The sequence below is a fragment of the Thiorhodococcus mannitoliphagus genome (assembly GCF_010915725.1).
In the GTDB taxonomy this organism is placed as follows: Bacteria; Pseudomonadota; Gammaproteobacteria; order Chromatiales; family Chromatiaceae; genus Thiorhodococcus; species Thiorhodococcus mannitoliphagus.
The window spans coordinates 59,675-76,758 of record NZ_JAAIJR010000008.1 but is presented as its reverse complement, the minus strand read 5'-3'; the positions used below and the strand labels follow the sequence as shown (position 1 = coordinate 76,758).

Annotated in this window: 17 protein-coding genes; 4 read left to right on the top strand and 13 right to left on the bottom strand. The window is 65.6% G+C overall.

Annotated features, from left to right (window positions below):
• Positions 1 to 402: 402 nt before the first annotated feature.
• Positions 403 to 825 carry a type II toxin-antitoxin system VapC family toxin gene (locus tag G3480_RS03560; RefSeq protein ID WP_164652295.1) on the bottom strand — a complete coding sequence of 141 codons (423 nt, stop codon included), beginning with the start codon at positions 823 to 825 and terminating at the stop codon, positions 403 to 405.
• Entirely contained in the window at positions 813 to 1,037 is a 225-nt protein-coding gene (locus G3480_RS03555) for a hypothetical protein (protein ID WP_164652294.1), read from the bottom strand. The genes G3480_RS03560 and G3480_RS03555 overlap by 13 nt, the downstream gene beginning before the upstream one ends.
• A 127-nt stretch (positions 1,038 to 1,164) precedes the next feature.
• Between G3480_RS03555 and G3480_RS28195 the strand changes: the two genes are divergently transcribed.
• The 4 genes from G3480_RS28195 (at position 1,165) to G3480_RS03535 (ending at position 5,022) form a co-directional block, all read left to right on the top strand.
• The gene (locus G3480_RS28195) at positions 1,165 to 1,536 is read left to right on the top strand and encodes a lipocalin family protein (RefSeq protein ID WP_240905561.1); all 372 of its coding nucleotides are present in this window, start codon (positions 1,165 to 1,167) and stop codon (positions 1,534 to 1,536) included.
• A gap of 168 nt (positions 1,537 to 1,704) precedes the next feature.
• Complete coding sequence (locus G3480_RS03545; protein ID WP_164652292.1) at positions 1,705 to 3,405, top strand: cation:proton antiporter domain-containing protein; 1,701 nt, start codon at positions 1,705 to 1,707, stop codon at positions 3,403 to 3,405.
• Positions 3,406 to 3,578: 173 nt separating this feature from the next.
• Entirely contained in the window at positions 3,579 to 4,259 is a 681-nt protein-coding gene (locus tag G3480_RS03540) for a protein-L-isoaspartate O-methyltransferase family protein (RefSeq protein ID WP_240905560.1), read from the top strand.
• A gap of 184 nt (positions 4,260 to 4,443) precedes the next feature.
• The gene (locus G3480_RS03535) at positions 4,444 to 5,022 is read left to right on the top strand and encodes an isochorismatase family protein (protein ID WP_164652291.1); all 579 of its coding nucleotides are present in this window, start codon (positions 4,444 to 4,446) and stop codon (positions 5,020 to 5,022) included.
• On the opposite strand, the gene waaA is transcribed toward G3480_RS03535, so the two are convergent.
• The 11 genes from waaA to G3480_RS03480 form a co-directional block, all read right to left on the bottom strand.
• Complete coding sequence (gene waaA, locus G3480_RS03530; RefSeq protein ID WP_164652290.1) at positions 5,015 to 6,304, bottom strand: lipid IV(A) 3-deoxy-D-manno-octulosonic acid transferase; 1,290 nt, start codon at positions 6,302 to 6,304, stop codon at positions 5,015 to 5,017. The two genes, G3480_RS03535 and waaA, sit on opposite strands and share 8 nt — an antisense overlap.
• A 20-nt stretch (positions 6,305 to 6,324) precedes the next feature.
• On the bottom strand, positions 6,325 to 7,755 hold the full coding sequence (gene hldE / locus G3480_RS03525) for a bifunctional D-glycero-beta-D-manno-heptose-7-phosphate kinase/D-glycero-beta-D-manno-heptose 1-phosphate adenylyltransferase HldE (RefSeq protein WP_164652289.1): 1,431 nt from the start codon (positions 7,753 to 7,755) through the stop codon (positions 6,325 to 6,327).
• Between the two features lie 48 nt (positions 7,756 to 7,803).
• Positions 7,804 to 7,950 carry a hypothetical protein gene (locus G3480_RS03520; RefSeq protein WP_164652288.1) on the bottom strand — a complete coding sequence of 49 codons (147 nt, stop codon included), beginning with the start codon at positions 7,948 to 7,950 and terminating at the stop codon, positions 7,804 to 7,806.
• A gap of 36 nt (positions 7,951 to 7,986) precedes the next feature.
• Entirely contained in the window at positions 7,987 to 8,820 is an 834-nt protein-coding gene (locus G3480_RS03515; protein ID WP_164652287.1) for a polysaccharide deacetylase family protein, read from the bottom strand.
• Positions 8,821 to 8,859: 39 nt separating this feature from the next.
• Positions 8,860 to 9,369 carry an NADH-quinone oxidoreductase subunit B family protein gene (locus tag G3480_RS03510; RefSeq protein WP_164652286.1) on the bottom strand — a complete coding sequence of 170 codons (510 nt, stop codon included), beginning with the start codon at positions 9,367 to 9,369 and terminating at the stop codon, positions 8,860 to 8,862.
• A gap of 157 nt (positions 9,370 to 9,526) precedes the next feature.
• Positions 9,527 to 11,137 carry a hydrogenase large subunit gene (locus tag G3480_RS03505; protein WP_164652301.1) on the bottom strand — a complete coding sequence of 537 codons (1,611 nt, stop codon included), beginning with the start codon at positions 11,135 to 11,137 and terminating at the stop codon, positions 9,527 to 9,529.
• Between the two features lie 32 nt (positions 11,138 to 11,169).
• On the bottom strand, positions 11,170 to 12,642 hold the full coding sequence (locus tag G3480_RS03500; RefSeq protein ID WP_164652285.1) for a hydrogenase 4 subunit F: 1,473 nt from the start codon (positions 12,640 to 12,642) through the stop codon (positions 11,170 to 11,172).
• Positions 12,643 to 12,660: 18 nt separating this feature from the next.
• On the bottom strand, positions 12,661 to 13,365 hold the full coding sequence (locus G3480_RS03495; protein ID WP_164652284.1) for a formate hydrogenlyase: 705 nt from the start codon (positions 13,363 to 13,365) through the stop codon (positions 12,661 to 12,663).
• Positions 13,362 to 14,312, bottom strand: a complete 951-nt coding sequence (locus G3480_RS03490) for a respiratory chain complex I subunit 1 family protein (RefSeq protein ID WP_164652283.1) — start codon at positions 14,310 to 14,312, stop codon at positions 13,362 to 13,364. The genes G3480_RS03495 and G3480_RS03490 overlap by 4 nt, the downstream gene beginning before the upstream one ends.
• Positions 14,313 to 14,573: 261 nt before the next feature.
• Entirely contained in the window at positions 14,574 to 16,592 is a 2,019-nt protein-coding gene (gene hyfB / locus G3480_RS03485) for a hydrogenase 4 subunit B (protein ID WP_164652282.1), read from the bottom strand.
• On the bottom strand, positions 16,589 to 16,861 hold the full coding sequence (locus tag G3480_RS03480) for a helix-turn-helix domain-containing protein (RefSeq protein ID WP_164652281.1): 273 nt from the start codon (positions 16,859 to 16,861) through the stop codon (positions 16,589 to 16,591). The genes hyfB and G3480_RS03480 overlap by 4 nt, the downstream gene beginning before the upstream one ends.
• Positions 16,862 to 17,084 lie beyond the last annotated feature (223 nt).

Sequence of the window (17,084 nt, the reverse complement as noted above, 5' to 3'; positions counted from 1 at the left end):
ACATGGTCGGACTCGATAGGGTCAGTCTGTTGAGTAAATCCCATCTTAACCGGGTAAACTGTTATTCGGAAATCACCTTAGGTCTCCCTGCTTCGGCGCTCGCCCCTCCCCCAAGAACTCCCACTCGCCGCGCGAGGTGAGCTTCGCGTTGCTGAGTTCGATCTTGTCGTCGCTTAGAAAATGCTCATCAATTGTTTACCGATGCGAGCGATCCCGCCCGAAATCCCCCCTGGCCCCCCTTTGCGAAAGGGGGGAAGTTGTTGGTGGACGCTTTCTTAGCTCACGGATGCTTGCAGTCGATTACCTCTGCGAACCGCCGCAATGGCCCAACCTTCCAGTGCTCCGGCACCTCCCCCAACCACTCCACCCCCGAGTCCTTGTAAGCTGGATAGCGCGGGAAGCTCATCCGGTGGCTTCCTCGAAGGGATTGAGAAGGCGCACCTCGGTTCGCTCGACATCCCGGACGTTGCGCGTGACCAGCACCAGATCGTGCTCCAGGGCGGTGGCTGCCAGCAGCCCATCCACAACGGGGAGCGGATCGGGGACGTTGATCCGTCCCCACCGCTCAGCAATGGGGGTTGAGATCGGCAGGATACGCGCGGACACCTTGGCGGACAGCTCGGCCAAGCGCGGCTCCAGACGCTCGGCTTGCGGGGCATCACGACGGCGCAGGCGCTCAATCCCGCAGCGAACTTCACCGATCACCAGCACCGAGAAATACAGCTCCCGCGCATGCACGGTCTCATACCAGCGCCTCACTCCCGGATTGGTCCGATCACCCTTCTGCAGCTCGGACCAGATGTTCGTATCGATCAGATATCCCATCCCGCTTCTCCGCGTCCCAAATCTCGCGAGCGTGCGAGATCGTCCTCTGAGAGCCCCTCCGTGGTGTTGACGATGAGCGTCTTCAGCCCTTCGTCGTCATCCTCGAGCGGCTCCCACATCATGACTACGCGCAGGGTCACGCCGCTCGGAACTACGTCGGGCAGCCGGATCTGGCGCTGTTCGGGTGTCACTTCGATCTCGATGGCTTGCATGGTCGGCATCTCCGGGTTCTGACGGACTCATTACACGCTACCTCAGCGCCAAAAAGGGGACAGATTTATTTTCGATACCTCTGGTATCTGAGAATCATTTACGCACATAAGCTCGACTTTGGCCATTATGGGGCTCTCGCAGTCAGCCCGGAGCCGTCTATCCGGTCGAGTGGGTCATCGAGATCGACGGCAGACAACTCACCCTGAGCCCCTTGATGGACGACCAGGCGTCGATCATCGTTTCGGCCAGTCCTCTTCCGGGTGGACAAGCGCAGCGCAGTCCGCCAACGCCGACGCGGGATTCGGTGGACTTCGCTCTCGCTCGTCCACCCTACCGACCCAACTGATGACCAAGGCCGAAGACCAAGAGTTCGACGGTCGCCGTTCCACCGGCGCCGTCTATTGGGAAGGTGCGACACCTCTGCTCGAAGACGGGCAAGAGATCGGACGTGGCTATCTGGAGATGACCGGGTATTGGCGGCGGCAGACGGGGCTTTGAGCCGCATGGCAGTCTTGTCAGTCGCCGGACCGCCCGCCGAGATGGCTGACAGTTGCAAGCATCCTGATCGAACCCGATCAAGGCCAGGCGATCACCTGCCCCCAAGTCGCTTCCGGTAACCTTCGCGGCCCGAAGACGCACTGGCTCGGAACTTGGTAAAGTTCCCACATGGAATTACAGAGTTTTGTCGTCTCCGCCATTGTGCTGCTGACCGCGGCGGCGCTCTCTGTCGCCCTTTTCAAGCACCTCGGGCTGGGCTCCATCCTGGGCCTGCTGGTCGCGGGCATCATCGTGGGTCCCTACTCGCCCGGCCCCTATGTGACCGCGCACGTCGACGATGTGCGCAGCTTCACCGAGCTGGGCGTGGTGCTGCTGCTCTTCATGATCGGTCTGGAGATGCAGCCCAAGCGTCTCTGGGCGCTCAGACGCGAGGTCTTTGGTCTCGGCACGGTGCAGATCCTGCTTTGCGGCATCGGCATCGCGGCCTATATCTCCCTCTACGAGGCGTCCTGGCAGGCCGCGCTCATCATCGGGCTGACCATGGCGCTATCCTCGACCGCGCTGGTCATGCAGTTGCTGCACGAGCGCGGTGACCTGGCCACCCGGCACGGGACCAGCGCCTTCGCCATCCTGCTGATGCAGGACCTGGCGGTGGTGCCCATGCTCGCCATCGTACCCTTGCTCTCCGACCTCGGGTCCGCCTCGTCCGAGCTACCCTTCGCCCAGCAGGCGCTGACGCTGGTCGGGATGTTCGCACTGGTGATCGTCTGCGGCCGCTACGTCGTCCCATTCGCGCTGGATCGCCTATTGCGTCAGAACAATCGCGAGGCCTTCGCCCTGGTCGTCATGCTGGCGGTCTTCCTCTCGGCCTGGGCCATGCACGAGGCCGGCCTTTCCATGGCGCTCGGGGCCTTCATGATGGGCATGCTGCTATCCACGTCGCGCTTCAGCTTCCAGATCCAGGCCCATATCGAGCCCTTCAAGGGGCTGCTGATGAGCCTCTTCTTCGTCGCCGTAGGCATGTCGATCGACCTGCCGGCGATCGCCGCCCAGCCGCTGTTGCTCGCACAGCATGTGATCGTCATCGTCGCCATCAAGCTGGTGGTGCTGTTCCTGATCGCCCTGCTCTTCGGACTGCCGCGCGGGGTGGCGACCCGGGTGGCCTTCCTGCTCGCGCAAAACGGCGAGTTCGGCTTCGTGCTCTTCGGCTTCGCCAAGGCCATGGGCGTGATCGGCGAGTCGACCTTCGTCATCGCCGTCAGCGTCATCTCGGTGAGCATGCTGCTCACACCGCTGCTGGTGCGCATCGGCGACAACCTGGCCCGCCGCGCCGAGCGGCGCAGGGTCGCACCGGGATCCTTCGACCTCGAGGCAACCGGCGTCACGCCCAGGGGGCGCGTGGTCGTCGCCGGCTACGGGCGCGTCGGCCATACCATCGCGACCCTGCTGGAGGTGAATCAGATCCCCTTCATCGCCTTCGACACCAACCCGGCCAATGTCGAGCGCGGCGTGCGCGACGGCCGCGCCGTCTACTATGGCGACATTGGCGACATGGAACTGCTCGACGCTGCCCAGGTCGGCAGTGCCTCGCTCGTCATCCTGACCATCGATCACGGGCCGACGGCGTTGCGAGCCGTCTCGCACATCCGTAACGCCCATCCCCAAGTGCCCGTCATCGCGCGCGCAAGGGATCTGGAGGCCTGCGGCAGCCTGATCCGCGCGGGGGCGACTCGGGCCTATCCGGAGGCGATCGAGAGCAGTCTGCGACTGGGCGCCGAGGCGCTGCAGATGCTTGGTGCATCCACCGAGGACGTGGATTCGCTGCTGCAGGGCGTGCGCAGTCAAAACTACGCGCAGGTTGTGGACTGAACCTAAACAGGGCTTTCAGCGCCCGCGCGGGATTGCCGCGCCCAGGCCATTGAAAGCAGCCGGGATGCCAAGAGCACCGCATCCGACCCAAGGCCCAGGTTGCCGTGGCTCGCCAAACTCAGTAGGCTTTTGCGCCGCATAACATAAACGACTGATTCGAGGACACTTCGACGATGGAAAACCCAACGACGGATAGCGCCGCCGAGCATGCGCGGTTCAACATGATTCAGCAGCAAGTCCGACCGTGGAGCGTCCTGGACGATCGCGTCTTGGACGTCATGGGGCAGCTCCAGCGCGAAGACTTCGTGCCGGATGCCTACCGTGGTCTGGCCTACGCGGACATCGAGATCCCGATCGGCGAGGGCAGCTGCATGCTGCCCCCGAAGCTCGTCGGCCATCTGCTTCAGTCCGTTAACGTCGCGCCGGGAGACAAGGCCCTGGAGATTGGGACCGGCACGGGCTATGTGACGACCTGTCTCAGCAAGCTGGGTGCCCGCGTCATCAGCGTCGAGATCGACCCCGCGCTTGCCGCCGCCGCGCACGCGCGTTTGTCCGCGCTCAAGGTGAAACAAGTCGACGTCCAGGAAGCTGACGGACTCGCGGGCCGCATCCCGGGCGGGCCTTACAACGTCATTGCCATCACCGGCTCCATGCCAACCGAAGACTCGCTGTCGCTCTTCCAGGACCAGCTCGCGATCGGCGGCCGGCTCTTCTGCATTCTCGGCACCGAGCCTGTCATGCAGTGCTTGCGCATCACCCGCGAGAGCGCGAGCGTTCTCCGTCGCGACGCATTGATCGAGACCAGCGTGCCGCCCCTGCGCAATGTCGTCGAGCCAGAAACCTTCGAGCTTTAGCAGGGCCAGCGACTTGCCATTGGCGCGGACGCCAGTGTCTTTATCAAGCGGAAAACATTGGCGCAAATCACCTCGCGCTATTAGCCCTATCAATCCTTGATTTTGATGAGGCTAATAGCGCACACTCCTTCGGCTCCCGTATCGTCGGCAGCACAGACGTATAACGATTTCGGAGGACAGGCCAATGAGTACCCATCCGGCCCACATGCCCCTGTGCCAACGCGCATCTTCGCAGCTCCTAATCATCGACGCTCAGGAGCGGCTCGCCGCCGCCATGCCCATGGACGAGGTCGAACTCGTCGTGGAGAACATCAATCGGCTGATCACTGCAGCGAAGATCCTGGGCATTCCGGTCATCGCGACCCAGCACAACTCGAAGGGGCTCGGCCCCATCATCGAGACCATCCGCAGCAATATGCCGGACGACCATGAGCCGACCGAGAAGACGGCCTTCTCCTGCTGCACGGCGACCGGCTTCGAGCGCAACATCTCGCTGCACCCCGACCGGCGCCAGCTCGTCGTCGTAGGCATGGAGGCACACATCTGCATCTCGCAGACGGTGTCCGGTCTGCAGCGCTGGGGCTATCAGGTCTTCGTGCCGTCCGACGGCGTCATCTCCCGCAAGCCAGCCTGCAAGCAGAATGTGCTCGACCGGATGCGCCATGGCGGAGTCCAAGTCGTCTGCACCGAGTCCGTCGGCTTCGAATGGATCGGCGACTCCAGTGACGACCAGTTCCGCGACGTCTGGTCGCTGTTCAAATAGCCGAAGGACCTGGCTCGCCAGCCTCGACGCCTGCGTCCAGCACCGCCATCAGGCGGTCCAGGGCGCCGCGATTGCGCTCCACCACGACACGGCCTTGCTCGCCCACCTGGGCGCGCAAGGCCGCGTCGCTCAGCCAGCTACTCATGACCTCGGCGAGTTCGGCGGCATCGGCGACACGCGCTGCCGCCCCCTCCTCTACCATCATTGCCGTAATCTGGGCGAAGTTGAAGGTGTGAGGCCCCACCACCATGGGGACACCCGCGGCTGCGGCCTCTAAGAGATTGTGCCCACCGGTCGGGACCAGACTGCCGCCAATGAAGGCGGCATCGCCCGCCGCGAGAAAGGCCGCGAGTTCCCCCATGGTATCGCCGAGCAAGACTGCAGTATCCTCGCGGCAAGGCTCATGGTGACTGCGTCTCACCATGGCGAACCCGTACCGCTCGACCAAGACGGCGACGCGGCCGAAGCGCTCCGGGTGGCGCGGCACCAGGACCAAGAGGGCGTTCGGCAAACGCTCCAGCACCCGGCGATGCGCCTCTAGTAGAGGCCCCTCCTCGCCCTCGTGCGTGCTCGCCGCGACCCAAACTGGACGCTGGATCCCCCAGGCTCGACGCAATGTCTCGGCCAGCTCGCGCCGGCTCGCGGGCTGGTGCAGGTCGAACTTGATGCTGCCCGTGACTTGCACACGTTTAGGCTCCGCGCCAAGCCCCACGAATCGCTGCGCGTCCGCCTCGGTCTGCGCCGCGATGCGGGAAAACCGCCGCAGCGTCTCTCCGGTGAGCCGCGCCAGCCGCGCATAGCCGCGTGCCGAGCGCGCCGACAGCCGCGCATTGGCCAGCATGACCGGGATGCCGCGGGGCTCGCAGGCCGCCAGCATGTTGGGCCAGATCTCGGTCTCGACCACGACCACGAGAGACGGGCGCACCTGAACCAAGAACCGCCGCATGACGCCCGGCAAGTCGTAAGGCGTATAGCGATGCTCGACCCTGTCACCGCAGAGATCTTGCAGACGCGCCGCGCCCGTGGGCGTCGTCGTGGTCACCAGGATGCGCAAGGCCGGATCACGGCCGCGCAGGCGCCGGATCAGCAGCTCCGCAGCCTGCACTTCACCAACCGAGACGGCATGAATCCAGAGGTCGGCCCGCGGCGCCGGATGCCCCAATGCCAGCCGCTCGCCAATGCGCCGTCGGTACTCAGGCGCCCTGAAGCTGCGCACATAGAGCCGGAGCAGCGCGATCGGCAAGATCAAGCGCAAGAGGAGCGAATAGAGTCCGAGGGTCATGCGTGAGGCCAGCACCGATCTCAATGGTCCCGGATCGCGCCGATGATGCGGCTCGTCGAACGACCTGGGAGAAAGTCGAGGACGCGGACCTCACCGCCAGTCGCGCGCACACAATCGGCCCCGGCAATCTGATCCGGCCGATAGTCCCCGCCCTTGACCAGGATATCCGGCTTGACCTGGCAGATCAGGGACGCTGGCGTGTCCTCGCCGAAGGGACAGACCCAATCGACCGAGGCGAGCCCCGCGAGCACCGCCATGCGCTGCTCGACGCCATTGACGGGTCGACCCTCGCCCTTGAGACGTTGCACCGAGGCGTCGTCGTTGACCGCGACCACGAGCCGATCGCCGAGCCCTTTTGCCTGCTGGAGATAGGCGACATGGCCCTCGTGCAGGATGTCGAAACACCCGTTGGTCATGACCACGCGCTCGCCCGCCGCGCGTGCCGCAGCAACCGCCGCAGTCAGCGCGGCGCTGTCGAGGACAGGCTGCCAGGCGTGCCCCTGATAGGCCCGCTGCAGCTCGGCGGCCGTTACGGTAGCCGTGCCCAGTTTGGCGACGGCTAGCCCTGCCGCGCAGTTGGCCAAGGCGCAAGCCTCGGCCAGCGCGACATCGGCGCTCAGCGCCGCCGCCAGGGTCGCAATCACAGTATCGCCCGCGCCGGTGACGTCGAAGACCTCGCGTGCCTGGGTCGGCAAATGCAGGGCCTCCGCGTCGGACCGCAGCAGCAGCATGCCGCGCTCACCCAGGGTCACCAGCAAGGCGTCGAGCCGCAGCTCCGCCCGCAACCGCTGGCCCTTCTCAATGAGCATGGCGTCATCCACGCAGGCGCCGACGATCTCCTCGAGTTCCCCCCGATTGGGGGTCAGCAAGGTCGCGCCGCGATAGCGCGTGAAATCCCGCCCCTTCGGATCGACGAGCACGGGCTTGCCCAGGGCCTTTGCGACCGCGATCAAAGCCTGCGGGTCGGCCAGGGTGCCCTTGGCATAGTCGGAAAGCAGCAGCAGATCGGCGTCGGCCAGGGCATCCTCGACCAGTTTCGGCAAGGGATCGACGTCCGCGGGGATGAGGGACTGCTCGAAGTCGAGTCGGATGAGCTGTTGGTGGTGGCTCAGCACACGCAGTTTGGTGATGGTCGGAATGTCGTCGCGGCGATGAAGGTACACCTGAATACCGCGAGCCTGGAGTCTCGCGGCAAGCAGATCGGCCGCCTCATCGGCGCCGGTGACGCCGACCACGGCCGTGCTCGCGCCCAGCGCAGCCAAATTGAGCGCGACATTGGCGGCACCACCCGGACGATCCTCGACCTGCTCGACATGGACCACGGGCACCGGCGCCTCCGGCGAGATGCGCCGCGTCGCGCCCGTCCAATAGCGGTCGAGCATGACATCGCCGGCCACCAAGATGCGGGCACGGCTGAGGTCGGGGAAGCTAGGCAGAGGGGTGCGGCTCAAGATCGGCTCCGGTGGTCCAGGCGCCGGTGCGTCCGGCGGGCACAGATTCTACTGGATTGTCGCCCCCTTGGCCTTGGCGGCCATGAGTTCGTCGATGAGACGCGGGCGCCCGATCCCCGAGTCCTGAGCATCATCGATCTGGATGCGCTTCCGCGCCAGCCTCCAACGCCGCATAGCAAGCAGTGTCGGCGGCACTGAGCGCGACCTCGAGCCCGGGAAGGCTCGCGTCGATCAGCACCGATCTTCTTGTTGTTCTTGTCCGTCGGCATGATCGGGGCGTCGCTGCCACGCCTCCTTTGCGTCATGGAGCGCCCATCGCCGCCACTCGGCGAGTGCGGGCTTGGGGGCATGCTTCATCGCCAGCTTCCACCAGACGCCGAGCAGATTGTCGCCGTAAGAAATCGCCTTGCGCGGCAGAATCAGGGGATGGTCCGCCGGCGTTGCCGCACCCCGTAGACAGGTGGTCGCACTCCGATAGCCGGCTTCAGCGGCCAGGTGCAGGGTCTCGCGGTCGAAGCTGCCGAAGGGGTAGCAGAGGTGATCGACCGCTTCGCCCAAGACGTCCTCGAGCGCCGCCTTGCTATCCCGGATCTCGCGGCGCTTGGTCGCCAAGTCGACCTCGCCGAGCTTCACATGGTTGGCCGTATGCGAGCCAACGGTGATCCCCGCCGCACGCATTTCGCGCAGCCGCGCGCCGCTCATCAAGTTTGGGATGGGCCGGCCGGGGTCCTTGCTGAACCACTCGGCGCGACGCCCAAGCCAGCCGCTGATGGCATAGACGGTCGCCGGAAAACCATGTTTCTCCAGCACCGGCAAGGCATAGTCGGCAAAGTTTTCATAGGCGTCGTCGAAGGTCAGAGCCACTGCCCTTGGCGGCATGACAGGCTCGCCGCGCAGGCAGGCGAGAACCTCATCCAGCGTCAGCACCGAGTAGCCGAGTCGCGCGAGCAAACCCATCTGCGCCGCGAAGCGCCGGCGGTCGCAATAGTTCGCGCGGTGCGCCTTCATGGGCGCGAAGTCGCCGACCTGGTGGTACATGAGGATGGAGATGCCAGACGGCGACATGCTCAGAAGTCCCCCAGGACTGCGAGCACGGAAACCGCCTTAGCCGCGCAAGACATGCAGAAGCCCCTGCAGCAGTTCAAGCGGCGATGGTGGACAACCTGGAATCTTGGCATCGACCGGAATCACCTTCTCGACCGCCCCGCAGCTCGCGTAGGAGGCACCGAACTCGCCACCCGTGCAGGCGCAGTCTCCTGCGGCGATGACGAACTTGGGCGAGGGTGTCGCGCGCCAGGTCCGGCGCAGTGCTGCCTCCATGTGCCTTGACACCGGCCCGGTCACCAGCAGCGCGTCGGCGTGGCGGGGCGAGGCCACGAAGTGGACCCCGAAGCGCGCGACGTCATGGTAAGCATTGTTGAGCGCCTGGATCTCCAGCTCGCAGGCATTGCAAGAGCCGGCATCGACCTGCCGAATGGCGAGACTGCGGCTGAAGCGGACGTCGATGCGCCGACGCAGCTCGATGCCGATGCGCTCGAACTCCGCGTCCGCTACATCCGGCGGCGTCTCGGTAACGACGCCCGTTTGGAATGATTTCTTGAGGATTCGGAACATCAGTCGTGGTCTTTAAAGAGAGCTATCAGCTCCCAGCCTCCAGCGGCCAGCTTTTTGGAATCAGTCCGTAGGGTGGACAAGCGCAGCGCAGTCCACCCTCACCGCTCCGGTGTCTCACGCGAGCTGGTGGATTTCGCTGCGCTCATCCACCACAGGCCTACAGATCCTGCCCTGAATAGGAGCCATTCACGGACTTGTTGCAGACGGGAAAGTCCGGGACGATGTTGCCGTGGATGAGCCGCTCCAGGGCGGGCCAGGTGAACCAGCTCGGGTCGCGCGGGAAGTAGCGCGCGATCCGCCCGTCAGGGCCGAAGCGGATGAAGCTGAGGATCTCCCCGCGCCAGCCCTCGATGATCCCCAGCCCCATGGCGCCCGCTTCGGCCTCGGGCAGTTGTGCGCAGATCGGCCCGTCCGGCAGCGACTTGAGTAGACGATCCATCCAGCGCAGAGCGTTGCCGATCTCCGCCATGCGCACCCGCACTCGGGCGGCGACGTCACCCTCGGCCAGGATGGCGCCATCCATCGCCAAGCCATCATAGGGCGCATAGGGACTGTCCCGCCGCACGTCGAATGCAAGCCCGCTCGCCTTGCCGACATAACCGGTGCAGCCAAGCTGGCGGGCGTCGGCCTCGGAGAGGACTCCGGTCGTCATGAGACGGTCGTCCAGCGAGGGATGATCCGCAACCACGTCGAAGATGGGGACGATCTCAGACTTGAGCTGGGCGTGGTCCTCCCGCAGTTCCTCGACGACCTTGTCGCAGAGATCCACCGCGACACCGCCTGGAATCACGGCATCCATCATCAGCCGATGGCCGAAGAGCGCCTGGCTGCGCCGCTGCCAGCGTTCGCGCAAGCGCCCGCACTGAAGGTGCGCGAAGGCGAAGCCGACGTCGTTGCAGACGGCGCCGATATCACCGAGGTGATTGGCGACACGCTCACGCTCGGCCATGAGCCCGCGCAGCGCCTGCGCGCGAGCCGGCACGATGCAGTCAGTCGCCCGCTCCATCGCCTGACAGGCTGCCCAGGCATGGGCGACCGTCGAATCGCCGGACACCCGTCCCGCCAGCCGCGCCAAGCCAGCGGGATCGCGCCCCACCGCCAGCTTCTCGATGCCCTTGTGGACATAGCCCAGCCGCTCCTCGAGCTGCAGCACGTCCTCCCCCATGGCATGAAAGCGGAAGTGACCGGGCTCGATGATGCCGGCATGCACCGGGCCGACCGGGATCTCATAGACACCCGTCCCCTGTACGCGCCCAAAGGGATAGTCCGCGTCCGCCGGGGCGCGCCCGACGGGCTCACCGGCGAGCGGAAAGTCACCGCGCAGCGGAAAACGATCCTCCGGCCAAGCCTGGTGCCGGGTCCACCGGCGGCCGTCCGGCTGGCTGGTCAGCTCGAGTCCGGTGAGGTCGTGTGCATGTCGCTCCAGCCGATCGACGCCAGGATAGATGGACGCCTGGGAGGCCAAGACCGGGCGCAGCATGGGGACCTGGGTCTCGAGCACCAGATAGTCGCCCGCGTGCTCCAGACAAGCCTGCATACGGATGGCCCTGTCCTCAGCGGCCAGAGCGCTGTCATCAAGGCAGTCCGCCCAGAGCCCGGCGTGCCTCAGCCCCATGGCGGCCGCGACCTTGGCGGCGGTCGCCCAGCCCTCCGGGTCCAGCTCCAGTCGGTGGGCGGGCGCCAGGATCCGCGCATCGCCATGCTGCGCCATGACCTGCTCATCCTCCAGCCTGGCGAGATATTCGCACAGCCAGGCGGAACGGGGCATCTGATCGGAATCGCTGATCTGATCGGAATGGGTCACAGCAAATGACTCCCAGTGATGAGCTGGGTCGCGCTATCCAGCCAGGCGGCGAGAAAGCCAGGGATGGCCAGCCCCAGCCAGAGCACCAGCCCCAGGTGCACCAGCACGGGCAGCATGTTGGCCTGGACCGGCTGCTGCCCTTCCGGCGCGGTGCCGTAGACCATGGGATGCAAGTGCCTGAACAGCCCGGCGAAGGCGATCACCAGCCCGCCGAGCAGCACGACGCTAAACCAAGGATACGACTCCATGGTTGCGGTCAGCAGCAGAAACTCGCTGGTAAAGACGCCGAAGGGCGGAAAGCCCGCGATGGCCGCAACGCCGATCAGCAGTGACCAGCCCACCGCTGGCTGGGTGCGGATCAGACCGCGAATGCGCTCGATCGACTGGGTCCCGGCGATGTGGGTCGCATGACCGACAGTGACGAAGATGGCCGACTTGGTGAGCGAGTGGACCAGCATGTGCAGCAGCCCGCCGAAGGTGGCCAAGGGCCCGCCCAGCCCGAAGGCGAAGGTCATGAGCCCCATGTGCTCGATCGACGAATAGCTGAACATCCGCTTGATATCGCGTTGGCGATGCAGAAAGAGTCCGGCAACCACGAAAGAGACCAGCCCGAAGCCCATGAGCAAGCCGCCCGCCAGATGCGGCGTAGCGGTCTCCGCCAGCGATCCGTCGACCAGCATCTTGAGCCGAATCACGGCGTAAAGCGCCACGTTGAGCAAGAGACCGGACAGCACCGCCGACATCGGCGTCGGCCCCTCCGAGTGGGCATCCGGCAGCCACTGGTGCATGGGCACCAGCCCGACCTTGGTGCCATACCCAACCAGCAGGAAGACGAAGGCTATGCGCATCACCGTAGGATCCAGCGCATGGGCGTGCGCGTAGAGCACGCTCCAGGTCAGGCCCGCATCGGCCTCTTGAACGACGTGCTGGGAGGCGAAATAGGTCAGCACGGTGCCGAACAGCGCCAGCGCGATCCCGACGCCGCAGAGGATGAAATACTTCCAGGCCGCCTCGACGGCCTCCGGCGTGCGGTAGAGCGACACCAGCAGCACGGTCGCCAGGGTCGCCCCCTCCACTGCGACCCAGAGTACGCCGAGGTTATCGGTCGTCAGCGCCACCAGCATGGTCAGCATGAAGGCCTGGTACATGCCGTGATAGATGCGCAGGCTAGCGGCGCTGATGCGTCCCTGGGCGCAGACGTGGCGCATGTAGGGCCGTGAGAAGATGGAGGTCGTCAGGCCCACGAAGGCCGTCAGCACGACCAAGTAGACGTTGAAGGCATCGACCCGGAAGCCCGCGCCCTCGACCGTCCCATGAGCGGCAACCAAGAACGCGAGCCACAGCGCGCCACCCAGCGTCAACGCCGACACGCCCAGATTCACCCACCCGGCCGGGCCGAGGTTGCGCATCATGATGAGCGCGATGCCCCCGATCAGGGGCGCAAGCAGCGTCAGCATGAGCGCGCTCATCCGGGGAACACCCCGCGCCTAGGACGCATCACGCCGGCCCTCCTCAGCCTCGACCGTCTCGGTGAGTCGATTCAGCCGATCCACGTCCAGCGAGTCGATGCTCTCGCGGATCTGAAAGAAGAAGACGCCGAAGAGCACCATGGCGACCAGCACATCGAAGGCCACACCCAGCTCCACGACCAGCGGCATGCCAGCGGTCGCGGAGACAGCGGCGAGGAAGAGCCCGTTCTCCATCGACATGAAGCCCAGCACCTGCGCCACCGCCTGCTGGCGGAAGACCATCATCAGGAGTCCGATCAGCACCACGGCCAGGCTCGCGGCGATGATGTTGCGGGTGAAGGCCAAGCCCTGGGCGACCATGGGCACCACCACCCAGTAACTGAAAATGACCAGGATCACGGCCGCCATGATGACCAGCGTCGGGCGCGCCAGGGTCTCGGTATGTCGCTCCAGGCCCAGCCGCCGCGCCAGCCGGTGGAGCATCCAGGGAATGAGTAGCGCCTTGAGCCCGAGGGTCAGCAGGGCCGAAAAATAGAGGTGCGAGGCATCCCCCGCCAGGGCGACAGTCAGGGTCACCGCCGCGACCAGTGCCCCCTGCCAGGCGAAGACGTGGATGGCCGCAACCAGCCGCGGCTGCGCCAGCAGCACGAAGGACAGGAAGAGGGCCAGCGCCGCGAGCATGAGCACGAACTGCTGGAGCAGCGTCATGAGCGTCAGACTCATGTACCGACCTCCAGAATCACATGGCTCAAGAGCCCCAGCAGCCCAAGCAGCAGCGCCAGGTTCAGGAAGGCCGGCACCCGGAAGAGACGCATCTTCGCCAACACCGTCTCTCCCACGGCCAAGACGACGGCGAGGACACCCAGCTTCAAGGCGACCGAGACCAGCCCCAGACCGAGCGCCAAGGGACCGAAATCTTGGGCGACTCCCCAGGGGAAGAAGGCATTGACGACCAATACCCCATAGAGCAGCAGTTTGAGCTGCGACGCCCATTCCATGAGCGCCAAGTGGCGACCGGTGTACTCCAGGATCATGGCCTCGTGGATCATGGTCAGCTCCAGGTGCGTCGCTGGATTGTCGACCGGGATGCGTCCGCACTCCGCCAGGGCAACCAAGATGAGCGCGCCGAAGGCGAAGAGATAGGAGGGGCGCAGCAGGAAGCCATCGGTCAGATGATGCTGCATGACACTCGCCAGGCTGGTGCTGTGCGCCGTCATCGCCAGCGTGAAGACGGCCAGCAGCAGCGCCGGCTCGGCGAGCGCGGAGACCATCATCTCGCGCGAGGCGCCCATGCCGCCGAAGGCGGTGCCCACGTCCATCCCCGCCAAGGCGAGAAAGAAGCGCGCCAGGGCCAGCAGCCCGACCAGCACGATGATGTCGGCGATCTGCGCCGTCGGCAGATCCAGCGCGATCAGGGGCACGGTGGCGGCGGCCAGCCAGGTCGCGACGAAGACGATATAGGGCGCGATGCGAAACAGCGGCGAGGCCGTGTGCGCCACCCGCGTCTCCTTGTAGAGCAGCTTGCGCAGATCAGAATAGGGCTGGAGGACAGGCGCGCCGCGCCGGTTCTGCAGCCGTGCCTTCACCTTGCGTACCCAGCCGACCAGCAGCGGTGCAAGTGCGGCGCAGAGCAGCGCCTGCAGCAGGGCGATGAGCCAAGCGCTAAGCATGGATGCCGCCCCTCACCTGGCTCCCTGACGCCAGAGACCGGGCGCATCGTGGGAGCGGCGCCCCGCCGCGACGAGCCCAACGCTCCTGATCGCGGCGAGGCGCCGCTCCCACCAGCAGTGCCCGTAGGGTGGACAAGCCCAGCGCAGTCCACCAGCGCCGGCGCAAGACCCGGTGGACTTCGCTCGCGCTCGTCCACCCTACGCCGTAGAGCGCCAGCCCAGGTCGGCATGAAATCGCCCGCATCAGCCAGCCCATCCCCATCACGCCCCCGAGATGATCCACAACAGCACCAGGAGCGTCGCCAAGGTCCAGCCCAGATAGACCCGGACATTGCCCGACTGCAGCCGCACCACCCGCCGCGCGGCGGACTCGACCCCGCGCGCGACCGGCGTATAGAGCCACCCCCACAGCCGATCCGCGATCCGCAGCCGATAGCGCTGCAGGCCGTCCTCGCCCGTCGTTCGCGCCTCCTCGATCTCGAAGAGCAGTCCGAAGACCCGCCGCACCGGCTGGGCGAAGGCGGTCGCCGTGTACTGCATCCGCGGCGTCGGGGCGGCAAAGCCGCAGTCCCAGGGATCGCAGCGCTTAGCGCGCCGCGCGGTCCGGCGCTTGAACCACCAGATGGCCACGCCAGCGATCAAGGTCAGCGCGAAGACGCTGAGCGGCGCGCTATAGCTGGCGGTATCCGAGGAGATGGGTGTCAGCCACAACCAACCATTGGCGCTCGCCTGCGGAATGCCGGTGCCCAGCAGCTGGGCGGAGACCGGCTCGATGAGATGGACGACCTGGGTGGGCAGAACGCCCAGGAGAACGCAGAGCACCGCCAGAAACCCCTGCCCGAGGCGCATCCCGAAGGGGACCGCCCGCGCGCGGCGCACATGGCGGCTGCGGGCCTGACCGAGAAAGGCAACCCCGTAGACCTTGACGAAGGTCGCCGCGACCAGCGCGCCGGTCAGCGCCAGCACGGCGGAGGCGATGGGAATGAGGCTGCGCAGCACGCCGCTGTCGAGCTGCCAGGCCTGGAGCGCGGCCTGAAAGGTCAGCCACTCCGAGACGAAGCCATTGAAGGGCGGCAAGGCCGAGATCGACAGACAGCCGATGAGGAAGAAATAGCCCGTCCAGGGCATGCGCCGCAGCAGCCCGCCCATCTGCTCCAGGTCGCGCTCGTGGGCGCTGTGCAGGATGGCGCCGGCACCGAGGAAGAGCAGGCCCTTGAAGAGCGCGTGATTGATGACATGGTAGAGGGCCGCGACCAGGGCGAGCGCGGCCAGCATGACGTGATCCTTGGCCTGGAACAGCAGCGCCAGCCCGAGCGCGATGAAGATGATCCCCAGATTCTCCACCGACGAATAGGCCAGCAAGCGTTTGAGATCCGTCTGCATCAGGGCGAAGAGCACGCCCATGAGCGCGGAGACGCTGCCGACGGCGAGCAGCACCAGGCCCCAGAACCACTGCACCTCGCCGTTGAGGTCCAGCACCACGCGGATGAAGCCGTAGACCGCGACCTTGAGCATGACGCCTGACATCAAGGCCGAGATGTGCGACGGCGCGACCGGATGGGCCTCCGGCAGCCAGGCATGCATGGGCACCAGACCGGCCTTCATCCCGAAACCAAGGAATGCCAGCGCAAAGGCGACGCTCGCCCAGCCCGGCGAGAGCGTCGCCGCCCGCATGGCATCGAAATCGAAGCCGCCGCCGAAGGCCGCCAGCACGCCGAAGCCGAGCAGGATCGCCAGCCCACCGATATGGGCCATGAGCAGATAGAGAAAGGCCGCGCGACGGTTGGCCGGCTGCTCGTGCTGAAAGGCCACCAGGAAGTAAGACGCCAGCGACATCAGCTCCCAGGCCACCATGAAAAGGAAGGCATCGTCCGCCAAAACCACCAGCAGCATCCCGACCAGGAAGAGCCCAGTGAAGCCGCCCAGTGCCACGAGCGAGTCCCGCCCTTGCTCGAAGCCACGCAGGTAGGCGGGACCATAGAGCCCGACGGCCATGGTGACCAGGCCGATCACCGCGAGGAAGACGCCGGACAGGGCATCCAGCCGCAGGTGCCAGGGCAGCCAGGGCAGACCGAGCGGTAAGGTCAGCGCGAAGCTGCCGCCCTGGATGAGCACGAGCAGCCCCGCGGTCAGTGCCGCCAAGCCTGAGAGACCCACCAAGGGCATGGCCATCAGGCGCAGGACGCGTGGCTGACGGTCCGCGAACAGCGACACCGCTGAGGATGCCAACCCCAGCATCACAGCCAGAAAGGCCAGCAGCAGGGCCGGACTGGCGCTCATGCTTCTGAAGGATCCGAAGGGGGCTGCGTCTTGAAGCGCACGCCGCGACCGCCGTCCATGCTGGCCGCGCCATCCCCGATCAACTCGACGCCGGCACGATCGAAGGCATCGACGACCTTGACCAGAGACTCGACATTGCCGCGCACCTGACCGTCGCTCGCCTCCATGCGCTGGATGGTCGGCAGCGACAAGCCGGCCGCCTCGGCGAGCCGGCGCTGGTCCATGCCGAGCAAGGCCCGCGCAGCCCGCATCTGAACAGCTGTGATCATGTCTGAGACATCAGGAGTAATGGCATGAATGCTATCTTAGATAGCCCAACGATTAGAAAGCAAGTACGGAGCTACTCTCCGTTTTTCGTCAGAAAAAAGTCGCGAAACGAATAGAAAGTCGCGCAAAATCAGCGCTCTCATGGAACTAGAGATGCGAAAACGCCCAGCCCAGCACTCGGCTTTCTTCTGGCTCTCGACCAATTTCCGCAAGACAAACCTCGAA